14 protein-coding genes are annotated in these 13,077 nt (G+C 45.0%); 6 read left to right on the forward strand and 8 right to left on the reverse strand.

What is annotated here, in order from left to right; translation table 11 throughout:
* Positions 1-135: 135 nt before the first annotated feature.
* On the forward strand, positions 136-927 hold the full coding sequence (locus OCV24_RS01350; RefSeq protein WP_150878788.1) for a DUF1338 domain-containing protein: 792 nt from the start codon (positions 136-138) through the stop codon (positions 925-927).
* Positions 928-1,031: 104 nt separating this feature from the next.
* Here OCV24_RS01350 and crp read toward each other — a convergent pair whose 3' ends face one another.
* The 6 genes from crp to OCV24_RS01380 all read right to left on the reverse strand — a co-directional run bounded on the left by crp (position 1,032) and on the right by OCV24_RS01380 (position 6,842).
* Positions 1,032-1,664: a cAMP-activated global transcriptional regulator CRP gene (gene crp, locus OCV24_RS01355; protein WP_004410522.1), complete on the reverse strand. Its 633-nt coding sequence runs from the start codon at positions 1,662-1,664 to the stop codon at positions 1,032-1,034.
* Between the two features lie 240 nt (positions 1,665-1,904).
* Positions 1,905-2,774, reverse strand: a complete 870-nt coding sequence (locus tag OCV24_RS01360; RefSeq protein WP_017055817.1) for a phosphoribulokinase — start codon at positions 2,772-2,774, stop codon at positions 1,905-1,907.
* Between the two features lie 77 nt (positions 2,775-2,851).
* A complete protein-coding gene (locus OCV24_RS01365) occupies positions 2,852-3,064 on the reverse strand; it encodes a YheU family protein (protein WP_017055816.1) in 213 nt (70 codons plus the stop codon).
* 119 nt (positions 3,065-3,183) lie between these two features.
* A complete protein-coding gene (locus OCV24_RS01370) occupies positions 3,184-4,176 on the reverse strand; it encodes a hydrolase (protein ID WP_150878790.1) in 993 nt (330 codons plus the stop codon).
* A 276-nt stretch (positions 4,177-4,452) separates the two neighbouring features.
* Positions 4,453-4,923 carry a TIGR02444 family protein gene (locus OCV24_RS01375; protein WP_102506793.1) on the reverse strand — a complete coding sequence of 157 codons (471 nt, stop codon included), beginning with the start codon at positions 4,921-4,923 and terminating at the stop codon, positions 4,453-4,455.
* Positions 4,920-6,842: an ABC transporter ATP-binding protein gene (locus OCV24_RS01380; protein ID WP_150878792.1), complete on the reverse strand. Its 1,923-nt coding sequence runs from the start codon at positions 6,840-6,842 to the stop codon at positions 4,920-4,922. Before OCV24_RS01380 ends, OCV24_RS01375 begins: the two co-directional genes overlap by 4 nt.
* A 172-nt stretch (positions 6,843-7,014) precedes the next feature.
* Between OCV24_RS01380 and kefG the strand changes: the two genes are divergently transcribed.
* The 5 genes from kefG (at position 7,015) to OCV24_RS01405 (ending at position 11,556) form a co-directional block, all read left to right on the forward strand.
* A complete protein-coding gene (gene kefG / locus OCV24_RS01385; RefSeq protein WP_150878794.1) occupies positions 7,015-7,599 on the forward strand; it encodes a glutathione-regulated potassium-efflux system ancillary protein KefG in 585 nt (194 codons plus the stop codon).
* Positions 7,586-9,382 carry a glutathione-regulated potassium-efflux system protein KefB gene (gene kefB / locus OCV24_RS01390; RefSeq protein WP_017055811.1) on the forward strand — a complete coding sequence of 599 codons (1,797 nt, stop codon included), beginning with the start codon at positions 7,586-7,588 and terminating at the stop codon, positions 9,380-9,382. The genes kefG and kefB overlap by 14 nt, the downstream gene beginning before the upstream one ends.
* Positions 9,383-9,508: 126 nt before the next feature.
* Positions 9,509-9,709, forward strand: a complete 201-nt coding sequence (locus OCV24_RS01395; protein WP_017632113.1) for a YheV family putative zinc ribbon protein — start codon at positions 9,509-9,511, stop codon at positions 9,707-9,709.
* Between the two features lie 96 nt (positions 9,710-9,805).
* Entirely contained in the window at positions 9,806-10,393 is a 588-nt protein-coding gene (gene slyD / locus OCV24_RS01400; protein WP_017055809.1) for a peptidylprolyl isomerase, read from the forward strand.
* Between the two features lie 200 nt (positions 10,394-10,593).
* On the forward strand, positions 10,594-11,556 hold the full coding sequence (locus OCV24_RS01405; protein WP_150878796.1) for an isoaspartyl peptidase/L-asparaginase family protein: 963 nt from the start codon (positions 10,594-10,596) through the stop codon (positions 11,554-11,556).
* 180 nt (positions 11,557-11,736) lie between these two features.
* Here OCV24_RS01405 and OCV24_RS01410 read toward each other — a convergent pair whose 3' ends face one another.
* Entirely contained in the window at positions 11,737-11,964 is a 228-nt protein-coding gene (locus OCV24_RS01410; protein WP_017055807.1) for a SlyX family protein, read from the reverse strand.
* Positions 11,965-11,969: 5 nt separating this feature from the next.
* Positions 11,970-12,947 (reverse strand): WD40 repeat domain-containing protein, encoded by a 978-nt coding sequence (locus OCV24_RS01415; protein WP_060468722.1) that lies wholly within the window; start codon positions 12,945-12,947, stop codon positions 11,970-11,972.
* Positions 12,948-13,077: the final 130 nt, after the last annotated feature.

The following is a 13,077-nucleotide window of genomic DNA, read 5'->3' on the forward strand; positions in this document are numbered from 1 at the left end:
CCTGACACCTAGATTGGGCGGTAGATAATAATAGAACAAGTATGTCACAGGCTGATGGCTGCTGACTTTGTGTCTCAGCCTCTCCCTTTCTAATCCAAATTACTAGCTTGCTAGAATCTCTGACAAGGAGTCACCATGACGCCCGATCTACTATTTAAATCACTATGGGATGATTACATTCACAGGCTGTGCCCATCGGCTGAGAAAGTACACCAGTTGCTAAAAGAAGACGAAGCGCTGATTAATGATCATATTGCACTGCGTACTTTCAATGTAGCTCCGCTGGGAATTGAAACGCTGGCTAAGCCTTTCCTTGAGTTAGGTTATAAAGCGTGTGGCGATTACCTGTTTGAGAGCAAGAAGCTAGTTGCTAAGCATTACGAGCATCCAGATCCAAAACAGCCGAAAGTGTTCATTAGTGAATTGAAGGTAGAAGAGTGCTCAAGTGAGTTGCAACAGATCGTTGCTAAGTTGGTTGAGCAAGTTGATGCAAGTCAGCTTCAAGGTCATGAATTCTTGTTTGGTGGTCGTCTCTGGGATTTGAGCTTCGCAGATTTCCAAGTGCTAGCAAAAGAGAGTGAATACGCGTCTTGGTTAGCGGCTCATGGATATGGAGCTAACCACTTTACGGTGAGTGTGAACCAACTTAATAAATTCGATGAAGTGCAGGCCGTGAATGACTATCTGAATGAGTCGGGATTCACTATCAATGCGTCTGGAGGTGAGGTTAAAGGCTCTCCAGAGGTCTTATTAGAACAATCATCAACAATGGCAGATAAAGTCCCAGTTTCATTTGTTGAAGGCAATGAGACGATTCCTGGTGGCTTCTATGAGTTTGCTAAGCGCTATGCGATGGCGAATGGTGAGCTTTATACCGGGTTTGTCGCAGCATCGGCTGACAAGATTTTTGAAAGCACCAACGGTTAACGGACGAAGCTCTATTTCGTAACGCTCTCGCATCTTCAAAAAACAAAAAAAGCCACCAAATTTGCATTTGGTGGCTTTCAAATTTTTGGCTCAGCTAATCGAGATTAACGAGTGCCGTATACCACGATAGTTTTACCGTGTGCAGAAATTAGGTTCTGCTCTTCTAGCATCTTCAAGATACGACCTACTGTCTCACGAGAACAACCAACGATCTGGCCAATTTCTTGACGAGTGATCTTGATTTGCATGCCGTCAGGGTGAGTCATTGCATCGGGTTGTTTCGCTAGGTTTAGTAGCGTTTGAGCGATACGACCGGTTACGTCAAGGAACGCTAAGTCACCAACTTTTTGGCTAGTTACTTGTAGGCGGCTTGCCATTTGCGCTGAAAGACGCATCAGGATGTCTGGGTTCACTTGGATAAGTTGGCGGAATTTCTTGAAAGAAATCTCAGCAACTTCACAAGGAGATTTTGCTCGAACCCACGCAGTACGCTCTTGGTCTTCTTCGAATAAGCCAAGCTCACCGATGAAGTCGCCTTGGTTTAGGTAAGAAAGAATCATTTCCTTACCTTCTTCGTCTTTGATAAGAACTGCCACAGAACCTTTCACAATGTAGTACAAGGTTTCTGCCTTTTCACCAGCATGAATCAAAGTACTTTTTGAAGGGTACTTATGAATATGACAGTGTGAAAGGAACCACTCTAATGTTGGATCGGTTTGGGGTTTACCTAGAACCATAATATCTTACTTCCTCTGCAGGGTATGCTTGCTGCTTTCCGTATTTTAGCTAAGCCTGGATTGACTCGTTAGGATAAGAGCACTAGTTGAGTGCTGCAAGCTATCTTGTGTTTCGTTTAAGAATAGTATCCTTTTTCAGGTACTATTTCTTGATTTTAATCGTGACCAAGCTACGATTTTTTACGCAAAATTGTGCACATGATCACGGTATGAAAAGTAATCAATAAGAACGACGTACCGTTAACCTATTTTTCCGGTTTCGATGAGCTGTTGCAGGATTGGTCTTACAATGAGCTCCATAGCAAAACTCATTTTTCCTCCTGGCACGACAAGCGTGTTGTGGCGAGACATAAATGAGCCATCAATCATTGCCAAAAGGTATGGGAAATCGACGTTTTTGATGCCACGCAAACGTATAACTACGAAGCTCTCGTCTAAACTAGGGATCCCTTTGGCGTTGAGTGGGTTGGATGTATCTACGGTTGGAACTCGTTGAAAATTGATATGAGTACGTGAAAATTGAGGAGTAATGTAGTTAAGATAATCATCCATTGAACGAACAATTGAGTCCATTACTGCTTCACGCGAGTGCCCGCGATCGCGTGTGTCACGAACGAATTTTTGTATCCATTCAAGGTTCACGATTGGCACCATACCGATTAGCAGGTCGACATGTTTAGAGACGTTGATGTCTCCGTCTACTACACCGCCGTGTAGGCCTTCGTAGAACATCACATTTGAATTTTCAGGGATCTCTTGCCATGGCGTAAAGGTACCTGGCATTTGATTGTAAGGCACGGCTTCATCGAAGGTGTGCAGATAACTCCGTACTTTACCGGTGCCTTCATTACCATACTGATGGAAGAATTCTTCTAATGCGCCAAAATCGTTAGCCTGTGGACCAAAGTAGCTGATGTGCTTACCTTGCGCGCGTGCCTTGCGGATTTCGACATCCATTTCTGGTCGAGTAAAGCGATGGAAACTATCCCCTTCAACCCAAGCGGCCTTCACGTCCATCATATTGAACATTTTGCGGAAGGCTTCTGAGGTAGTGGTGGTGCCGGCTCCAGATGAACCCGTCACCGCAATAATTGGATGTTTAGCGGACATGACAACCCTTGTCGTTTGAGTAACATACTTGTTAGCAATCGACTTTTACTATAACACGGCTCCTTTCTAAGCGCAGCCTAGAAGCGTTTTATGACTTGGATATCAACGGTTTCATGTAGCTCAGAAAACACGATGCTGACCTCTCCCGAGGCTAATTGATGTTTCACTTGGTCAATCTTGTTCTGTAATGAAACCTCTACGTCGCCGTAGTCTGTACCTTCACGCAGTACGAACTCTTTGATGAGGTTTTCCAGTGTCTCTGGCGCGATGTCTTGCCATGGGATGATCATAAATACTTCTCTCTTTTATGTTCATGAGTATGTTCATTGGTACGTTGATGAGTGTGTCTAGTGACATTATCACTCCCCCTTTTTACCAAGGCTAAGCTTATTTTTATAACGTCCGGGCATTATGCCGAATCTTGGAGACTTTCATAGTAGGCGGGTAATGCTTCTTCCAACCAAAATCTAGGTTTGAGCGTACTGCCGGTAATAAAGCCCACATGGCCGCCTTTTTGAAATAGGCGATAGTCGATGTTGTCAGGCAACACGAACTTTGGAATCACGTCGTCTGTCATAAACGGATCGTCTTTAGCATGGATGATCTGAGTCGGTAGTTTTATCTGATTGAGCTTAGGAAGAGCGGAGCACTGTGCATAATAGTCTTGAGCGTTTTTGAATCCGTGTAAGGGCGCAGTAATCCGTTCATCAAACTCGTATAGCTTATTAATTTTCTTGATCGCTTTAGCGGTGATCCCGAGTTGATCTTTTAGCAGATTACCCTTTTTCAACGCATTGGATTTGAGTGAATTGAGCAGGTACTTCTTATAGATCTTGGAGAAACCTCGTTCAATGCGGCTTGAACAACAGGCAAGATCAAAAGGTGCAGAAACTATCGTTGCCGCCGACAGCAATGGGTCATCTGCGTATTCAACCAAATAGTTCGCTAGCATGTTTCCGCCTAAGGAAATCCCAACCGCAACCTTTGGGTTATTTGGAAACTGTCTATCAAGGTGTTTAAGGAAGAAGCGAGCGTCTTCGACTTCACCTGAGTGATATGCGCGAGCCAAGCGATTTGGTTTTCCGCTACAACCTCTAAAGTGCATCATCACTGATAGCCAACCATCTTTAGCAAAGGCATTCATCAGTCCGTTGGCATAAGGGCTTTCAAAGCTTCCCTCTAAGCCATGGAATAGAACGAATATCGGCTTGTTACTTCGAGCCTCATTACTTGGGGTGTCACCCTCTGGCGATTCGCTCCAAGCAAGATCGAGAAAGTCACCGTCGGGTGTTTCTAAGGTTTGCCATTGAGGGGCAAACAATGCCTGCTTTCTAATAAATCGTGGCACTAAGGTTTGTAAGTGCGGATTAGATAAACCAGCGGCTGCGGTAAATATTGTCATAAAAACAGTCCATGCTTCTTTTATAGGCTTTGATAAAGTGTTGAGCCTTTAGCGAAACGCCCACGTTTTTATTTGAGCTTGGTTGATTCTCGGTATAAGCGCAAGAGTTTCACTGATACGGGCTACAAAAACTGGGTGTAGGTAACTAGTTGAATATTTTCGAGATTGAGCTTCAAACATATTGCCAGTCATGCGGGCCACTCCCGTGTGAAAACGAAGAGCGATACTACCAAGGTAAGCTTGGATCTTGATTGAAGATAAGAGAAAGGAAACGCGTTAGGGTTGAGGTGCTGGTTCAGAAAAAGCGTCGTAGAGGTTTTCTGCCCCTAATAAACGACAGTATTGAAAGGTAAGTGACGATTGTTGGCTGGCAAAAAGTTTAAGGGAGTTAATGCAGTCAACGAGGTCGGATTGCTGCTGTTTTTCTAGCTGTAGCTCAAATTGGAGAGCTTCGCGGTAGAGAGAGTCGACAACCTGAGGTTTGAGGTGCTTACGTAGCTCACGATAGTTGTGAAGAAGAGTTTCAGAGCGGCTTAAACACTGTTGTACTTTATGCCACTCTTCTTCGGCAAAAGATAATTGCTGCTCATCAAGCCATTTGAGAAGCAGCAGAAGATTGACGTTGCCGTGGAACTGGTTTTGCAAAGCTAAGCACGCATCCTTTACACCGCGCACACTGTAATACTGAAGGCTAAATTGCCATAGTCGTTCCAGTGTTAGTGATATCGGGGCGTGCTCTGGGCTCATAAGCTATCCATTTCCTGTTCCATTTGCTCAAGTTCTTCTTGAGTGGACATCCAATCCATTTCAACTTCTTCTAACTGTGATTTACTGCTCGCTTGCAGTGCGAGTACTTTATTCAGTTTAGCCTTATTTTCAGCTTCATAAAGTGAAGTGTCAGATAATTGCTGTTCAGCTTCTTCAAGATCAAGCGTCAACTTATCCATTTTCTTTTCAAATTGAGTCAATTGTTTGCGAATAGGCGCGGTCAGTTTTCTGAACTCTGCTTCTTTACGTTTTTGTTCTTTCTTTGATGCTGCGCTGTTCGCGCTGTCTTTAGCCGGAGCTAACGCTTGCGCTTCTTTGCGTTCAATTTTTTGCTGTTCAGTCAGCCATTTATAGTAATCGTCAAGATCACCGTCAAACGGCGCAACCTGACGGTCATGTACTAGGTACAAGTCATCGGTGGTTGCACGCAGTAAGTAACGGTCGTGCGATACGATAACCATCGCGCCTTCAAACGTTTGTAGCGCGAAGGTCAGCGCTTGACGCATATCGAGGTCAAGGTGGTTGGTTGGCTCATCGAGTAACAAGAGATTTGGCTTTTGCCATACCAGTAGAGCCAATACCAATCGTGCTTTTTCACCACCAGAAAATGGAGCCACTTTATCGAGCGCTTTTTCACCTTGGAAGCCAAAGCTGCCTAGGTAATCTCGCAATTGTTGCTCGGTGTGCTTAGGCGCAATCTGCATCATGTGTTGCAGTGGTGTCTCTTCTGGATGCAGCGTTTCCAATTGATGTTGAGCGAAGTAACCCAACTTAACGCCTTGCGAATAGTTCAGTTCACCACCTTGCTGTTTTAGTTCGCCTGAAAGCAGTTTGATCAGTGTCGATTTACCCGCACCATTTCGACCCAGCAGGCCGATACGGCTACCTGGAACGAGGTTAAGGCGAATCTTTTCTAGAATTAGGTTGTCGTCGTAGCCCGCCGATACCTCATCCATCATCATGATTGGGTTAGGCAGCGCGTCCGGCTCTCTAAATTCAAAGCTGAATGGGTTATCAAATTGAGCGGGTAGCACTTGTTCCATTTTCTCAAGTGCTTTAATGCGGCTTTGTGCTTGGCGAGCTTTTGAGGCTTTGTAACGGAAACGATCAATGTAGCTCTGCATGTGAGACATTTGCTTCTGCTGCTTCTGGAACATTGCTTGTTGCAGGATCAGTTTCTGAGCACGTTGAGTCTCAAACGACGAGTAGTTTCCTGTGTATTCGTTAAGCTGCTGGTTTTCAACATGCACGATGCGGTTGACGATAGGATCTAAGAAGTCTCTATCGTGCGAGATAAGAACCAGTGTACCAGGGTAGCTTTGTAGCCAGCGTTCTAACCACATCACAGCGTCTAAGTCTAAGTGGTTGGTAGGCTCATCGAGTAGCAGTAAGTCACTACGACATAGAAGAGCTTGCGCTAAGTTCAAGCGCATACGCCAACCACCCGAAAATTGGGTCAGATTCCATGTCATTTGTTCTTGGCGAAAACCAAGGCCATCAAGTAATTCAGCGGCTCGTGAATTGATGGTGTAACCACCAATGGTTTCAATTTTTCCGTGTATTTCTGCTACTAGTGTACCGTTGTCGGCCTGTTCTGCTTTGGCTAATTGCTCTTCAAGGCCACGATATTCTCTGTCACCATCAATCACATACTCAATAGCTTTTCTTTCTAATGCTGGGGTTTCTTGTGCAACCCAAGCCATTTCCCAGTGAGCGGGTTTACTGAATGAACCTGCATCAATAGATAATTCATCCTTAATTAAGGCGAAAAGCGTGGATTTACCACAGCCGTTTTTACCAACCAAACCGATCTTGTCGCCAAGGTGAAGAGTCGCAGATGCTTGGTCGAGTAATGGCTTACCGCCGCGTAGCAATTGAATATCAGAGAAAGTAATCATAGAAGTAGCATAGAAATTAGAGGTGAACAGACGCCTGCATAGTAGGCTGAAACCAGATAAAAGTCGATCACAATGCAATTTGCGTTATTATGCCAATAACATATTAATAACTTTTTTTTTAAATTCTTGTGGACTCGCCACTGTTTAGCCCTCAAAGGAATGTTTCAAAGGAATGAGTAATACTCCCTCGACAGACCACCCCGTGCCAAAGGTGTTAATAATTTACGCACACCCGGAGCCGCACACCTCTATTGCTAATCAAATGATGATTAAAAAGGTAGAGTCGCTAGGGCATGTTAAAGTTCATGATCTCTATGCTATCTATCCAGACTTTTTTATCGATGTCCCTTATGAGCGTAAATTGCTCCTTGAGTACGACGTGATTGTGTTTCAACACCCTTTATTTATGTATTCATGCCCTTCGCTCTTGAAGGAGTGGTTTGATCGCGTGTTAGGGAAAGGTTTTGCGTTTGGTGAGCAGTGTGCGCTTAAAGGTAGGTACTGGAGAAGTGTTATCACTACTGGCGGTAAAGAAGAGGCATTTGGCGCTGCAGGCTATAATAAATATCCATTGCAAGAGATTTTACAACCGTTTGAGTTAACCGCTGCTTTGTGTCAGATGAACTGGATGTCACCTTTCGTTTTACATTGGGCACGAAATGTTTCGGATATGGCGCGTTATCAACACGCTGAAGCCTATCTAAATTGGTTGCAAGATCCGCTACAAGATACAGGAGCGAATGATGGCCCTGACTAATGATTTTCTGCAAAGTAGCGTTATCTTTTTAGCGGCGGCTGTCGTTGCGGTTCCTATTGCACAGCGAGCTGGTTTGGGTTCGGTGTTGGGGTATTTGTTAGCCGGTGTGGCGATTGGGCCATGGGGGCTCGGGCTGATCAGTGACGTCGAGGCAATTCTGCATTTCTCCGAACTTGGGGTCGTATTATTGCTCTTTCTGATTGGTTTAGAGCTAAACCCCAAAAAATTGTGGCAAATGAGAGCGCCTATTCTTGGGTTGGGTGGCGCGCAAGTGTTGATCACCACTTTGATCATTACCGCTATCGTGCGTTTGTTTGGTTTAAGTTGGCAAACGAGTCTCGTGATAGGTATGGGGTTGGCACTATCTTCAACTGCGATAGCTTTGCGTGTTATTGAGGAGCGAGAGCTCGGTGGCAAAGAGGCCGGGCAGTCAGGCTTTGCGGTGTTACTTTTTCAAGATATCGCGGTCATTCCAATGTTGGCGATGTTACCCCTGCTTGCTGGTAATGTCGGTGGCAGTTGGGCTGATATGTTGTGGATGCTGGGTGGTGTGATCGGTTTGTTTGTTGGTGGTCACTTCTTACTGAGACCACTGTTTCGGTACATCGTCATGAGTGGTGTGCGTGAGGTGTTTACGATTGCGGCGTTATTACTCGTGATTGGTATCGCGGTCATAATGCAGCAAATTGGCTTGTCGATGGCATTAGGTACTTTCCTCGCGGGCGTACTTTTGGCTGAAAGTGAATATCGACACGAGCTTGAGATTGCGATTGACCCCTTCAAAGGGCTGCTGCTTGGTCTGTTCTTTATCTCTGTTGGGATGGCGGTAAACTTAGGTTTGTTAGCGGAAAGCCCATTCGTCATACTTAGTGCTGTGTCTGCTTTGGTCGTCTTAAAGGGCGTGGTGTTGTATGTGCTGGCTCGTATCTTTGGTACTCAAGCTAAAGCGCGTAGCCGAATGGCAATGATTCTTAGCCAAGGTGGTGAGTTTGCCTTTGTCATTTTTACTGCGGCGAGCGCACAAGGTCTCTTAAGTAACGAACAAGTGTCGTTCTTATTGGTTGTTGTCAGCTTGTCTATGGTGACAACGCCATTGATGTTAAAGCTGCAAGATAAATTTTTCGCTCGTCAACTTAATCAAATCAGTGAAAGTACGATGCCTTCAGATGTGGTGGATCGCAGCCCTCGCGTGATCATTGCTGGCTTTGGTCGTTTTGGTCAAATCATTGGCCGCTTAATGTATGCCAACAAGATTCGTATCACAGTTCTTGAGAGTGATGCCAGCCAAATACATATCCTTAGAAAGTTCGGCTACAAAGTATTTTACGGCGATTCAACACACTTAGAGTTGTTAAGAGCTGCGGGGGCAGACAAAGCCGAAGCTATTGTGTTGTGTACTGACTCTCCAGACGAAATCATGAAAACCGTTGATTTATGTAAGCAGCACTTCCCACGCTTAAAGATCTTAGCGCGTGCTCGAAGCCGTGTTGAGGCCTATCAATTGCTTAACCACGGTGTGAGTAACTACTCGCGAGAAACCTTCCTTGGAGCCCTCGATTTAGGTCGTCAAACGTTGACCGAACTCGGCATGCATCCTTATAAAGCGAAGCGAGCAGAAGCACACTTTAGGAAATTGGATAATGGTATGCTGAAGGAGTTACTTTCTCAGCATAGTGAAGATGCAGAGCTAGCTCAAAGAGCCAAAGAGGCTCGTAAAGAGCTCGAAGAGATTTTTGGACACGAGATGGAAAACGATCACCAGTCTCGAAACTATTGGCAATAATCCAGAGCTTAGAGCCAATGATTTTGTAATAAGAATAATACAGCCTAATAATAAACGCGGTCTCTATTGGCTTTACATCGTGGAGCATAGAAGAACAGCGAATCCAGAGTAGTAAAGGACATGAACGTGAAACAGAAAAAACGCTTTATCGCAGGGGCGAGCTGCCCAAGCTGCAACACTCAAGACACACTGCGTTGGTGGGTCGAGAATAATATCGAGCTGGTGGAATGTGTCGACTGCGACTTCACTGAACAGCGTAAACCGAAAACTGTAGAGAAATCTGAACACGCGAATCAAGAAATGATCGGCATTTTTAAACCAGAATGATTGAGTTTCATTAATTCATCCCCATAATACCCGGTGTACAAAATTTATTCCTAGGTTCAACTGTTCGAGCCTAGTCCAAACCTCCTTGGAGCTCTCATGAAAATTGAAAAGAACGTAGTAGTTAGTGTTGCATATCAAGTGAAACTTGAAGATGGCGTAGTAGTTGATCAATCAACTGCAGAGGCTCCACTAGATTACCTTCACGGTCACAACAACCTAATTACAGGTCTTGAAAAAGAGCTTGAAGGCAAAGTTGCTGGCGACAAATTCTCTGCAACTGTTACTCCAGAAGAGGCTTACGGTGAGCACAACGACGCACTCGTTCAACGAGTGCCTTCTGATGTGTTTCAAGGTGTTGAAGAAATCGAAGTAGGTATGCGTTTCCTAGCAGATACAGACCAAGGTCCGATCCCAGTAGAAATTACTGAAGTAGATGGCGACGAAGTTGTTGTTGACGGTAACCATATGCTAGCAGGTCAAACACTAACGTTTGATGTTGAAGTTGTAGCGGTTCGTGAAGCGACTGAAGAAGAAGTTCAACACGGTCATGTGCACCAAGAAGGTGGCTGTGGTCACGACCACGATCATGACCACGAAGGCGGTTGCTGCGGTGGCGAAGACCACGACCACGGTGAAGAGAAAAAAGACGGCTGCTGCGGCGGCGGTAGCTGTGGTTCTCACTAATACCGAATTAACGGTGTAGATTAAGAATCTTGAAAGCCTCCCTTGTGGAGGCTTTTTTCGTATTGGCGCCGAGCTTTTTGACCTGGATTTTTATCTACCGAGCCAAGCATCCGCAAAAAGTTTGGTTTTCTCTATCAGACATAGAATCATGGATGTGGTATTGATAGCACAACATAAGTATACGTCAGTGGAGAATTTGCATGTCACAGCCTTTTTCAATTGCCATTCATGGTGGTGCAGGAACCATCTTGCGAGAGCAAATGAGCAATGAATTAAAAACAGGTATTATCGAAGCCTTGGAAAAGTCTGTTTTGGCTGGTTATCAAGTTCTGCAATCGGGAGGTGATGCTCTCGATGCAGTGGTTGTATCGGTTAAAGTGATGGAAGACAGCCCACACTTTAATGCTGGTCAAGGTTCGGTTCTGACTCATGATGAATTTGTTGAGATGGATGCCTCAGTGATGCATGGGCGTGAAATGGGTGCCGGTGCGATAGCTGGGGTGCGTCATATCAAAAACCCAGTTGAGCTCGCGCGTGATGTGATGCTTAAAAGCGACCACGTACTACTGATTGGCGAAGGTGCTGAGAAGTTTGCCTTTGAACACGAGTATATGTTTACCGAGCAAGACTACTTTTTTACTGAACGTCGCTACGATCAGCTGCAATCGATGAAAGAGAAAGGTATTTTTGCTCTCTCTGAAGCTCAGTATGAAGAACAACAAGACCAGTATCCAGACGATAACAAGCATGGAACTGTAGGGGCTGTAGCGTTAGACCAAGCGGGTAACTTAGCGGCAGCGACAAGTACTGGCGGCGTGACTAATAAGAAATACGGTCGTGTGGGAGACTCTCCAATTATAGGCGCAGGCACTATTGCTGAAAATGGCAACGTGGCCGTTTCAACAACAGGTATGGGCGAGTTCTTTCTACGTAAAATGGTCGCCAGTGATGTGGCAGCACGAATGCGTTATCTGAAAGAAGATGTGCACACCGCTTGTGAAACGATCATTCAAGGTGAATTGAAAACCATGGGCGGAGAAGGCGGCTTGATCGCTATCGATGGCCAAGGTGATATTCATTTTGGTATGAACAGCTCAGGAATGTATCGCGCAAGCGTTGATACTCAAGGTCGTGTTGAAGTGAAGATTTATGCCGATGATTAAGTTTCTATCGGCTTAATTGGCTTAAGTTTATTCAGTCAGATGAAATATACAAAAGGGCGACAGATAAGCATCTGTCGCCCTTTTAGTTTTCTATGTCCCGTCCTGAAATGTGTTTACACATTGAGGCCGAGAAACTAACGATATGCGTCGCTAGAATCAATTGGTTATTTTGAACCGCACTTAATAGTGTGGAGGTGGCGTCTCTTCTGATGCGTCTGCTAAGTTTGAGCCATCCATGTTTTTCACTTTGCCAACCACGAACTTCATTTGGTCTTGCATTCTTGTGATCAACATCTGTTGTTGGCTAAGCGCTTCATTGAGTTCTTCAATGGTCTGTTCTTGAAAAGCTAGCTGACACTCTAGGTCATTCACGCGGCTTTCCAGTTTTTCAACTCGCTTTTCTGTCATCGTTCTTAATCCACATTCCAAGCTTGGGCGATGCCCGCTGAGGTGCCCGATATCACACGGTTTTTATCATCAAAGGTCGCATCATACACTACCGCACGGGGAGGGCGAGCATCTTTTAATGGTTCAGCATCGTGACGAGAAATTCTTTTGCCATCCTGAGTGTTCCACACGCTCACTTGGCTTGATGGTGTTCCTGTCACCAACATGCGGCCGTCATCAGAGAAACGTGCACTTGAAAATATCAATTGTCGAGACCAACTCTGTAGTTGCGCTTGATACTCACCAGTTTCAAGATCCCAAATCATAGCCTGATTACCTCCGTCAGAGGTAAAAGCCAGTTCACCATCGCGCTGTAGCGCAACTCGTACTACTCTTTGTTCATGCTCAAAGGTACGCAATACCAAGCCAGACTCGGTATCCCAAAGGTAAGCTTTGTAATCATTCCCGCCAGTAAGTGCGTAGCGACCATTGGCCGAAAGGGACACCGAATTCACTTTTTCTCGGTGAGCGAGGAACTCCAGACGGCGTCCGGTGACTAAATCCACATAGATCGCTTTACCATTAGACAGGCCAAGCAATACTTTTTCACCGTTGCTAGATATATCGACATCGCGAATCAAGCCATCGGAAATAGACCAAAGCCCTTCAGCTTGAGTCCAAGATAAGTCCCACACGGCGAAATTCATTTGGCTTGCGGTAATGGCAAAGCGACCATTGTCCGAGATTCGGATACGGGATACTTGGTTTTCTGATTGGTCTTGCGGACCGAGTTGAGCAAGCTCTTTGTTTTGCTCTAAGTCCCAGAGCAGTAAGTGTTTTTTCTGAGAGTAGAGCAGGGCGAAGCGTCCATCTCTGCTGAGTGCAAAGCTGGTGGCACCATTGGGTTCAATTTCCCAACGTTGATCATCATCTTGGAAGAAAAAACAGCCATTTAACAAGGTGATGACAATTGTACATAGCAATGAATGAAAAAATATTCGCATCATGTCTAATAATCCGGTTTTTGTCGAAAGACATATGACTAGTATATTGTTATAACTAACGTATTCACACCAATCTAATCATTAGATTTGTGCACAATAACCAATGGCTTGGCCATTAATTGGAGAATTC

Origin of the sequence: Vibrio kanaloae (assembly GCF_024347535.1) — a bacterium.
Lineage (GTDB): Bacteria > Pseudomonadota > Gammaproteobacteria > Enterobacterales > Vibrionaceae > Vibrio > Vibrio kanaloae.

Coding starts and splice junctions, on each gene's coding strand:
- OCV24_RS01350 (WP_150878788.1), top strand. CDS start 136: ATGACGCCCGATCTACTATTTAAATCACTATGGGATGATTACATTCAC.
- crp (WP_004410522.1), bottom strand. CDS start 1,664: ATGGTTCTAGGTAAACCCCAAACCGATCCAACATTAGAGTGGTTCCTT.
- OCV24_RS01360 (WP_017055817.1), bottom strand. CDS start 2,774: ATGTCCGCTAAACATCCAATTATTGCGGTGACGGGTTCATCTGGAGCC.
- OCV24_RS01365 (WP_017055816.1), bottom strand. CDS start 3,064: ATGATCATCCCATGGCAAGACATCGCGCCAGAGACACTGGAAAACCTC.
- OCV24_RS01370 (WP_150878790.1), bottom strand. CDS start 4,176: ATGACAATATTTACCGCAGCCGCTGGTTTATCTAATCCGCACTTACAA.
- OCV24_RS01375 (WP_102506793.1), bottom strand. CDS start 4,923: ATGAGCCCAGAGCACGCCCCGATATCACTAACACTGGAACGACTATGG.
- OCV24_RS01380 (WP_150878792.1), bottom strand. CDS start 6,842: ATGATTACTTTCTCTGATATTCAATTGCTACGCGGCGGTAAGCCATTA.
- kefG (WP_150878794.1), top strand. CDS start 7,015: ATGAGTAATACTCCCTCGACAGACCACCCCGTGCCAAAGGTGTTAATA.
- kefB (WP_017055811.1), top strand. CDS start 7,586: ATGGCCCTGACTAATGATTTTCTGCAAAGTAGCGTTATCTTTTTAGCG.
- slyD (WP_017055809.1), top strand. CDS start 9,806: ATGAAAATTGAAAAGAACGTAGTAGTTAGTGTTGCATATCAAGTGAAA.
- OCV24_RS01405 (WP_150878796.1), top strand. CDS start 10,594: ATGTCACAGCCTTTTTCAATTGCCATTCATGGTGGTGCAGGAACCATC.
- OCV24_RS01410 (WP_017055807.1), bottom strand. CDS start 11,964: ATGACAGAAAAGCGAGTTGAAAAACTGGAAAGCCGCGTGAATGACCTA.
- OCV24_RS01415 (WP_060468722.1), bottom strand. CDS start 12,947: ATGCGAATATTTTTTCATTCATTGCTATGTACAATTGTCATCACCTTG.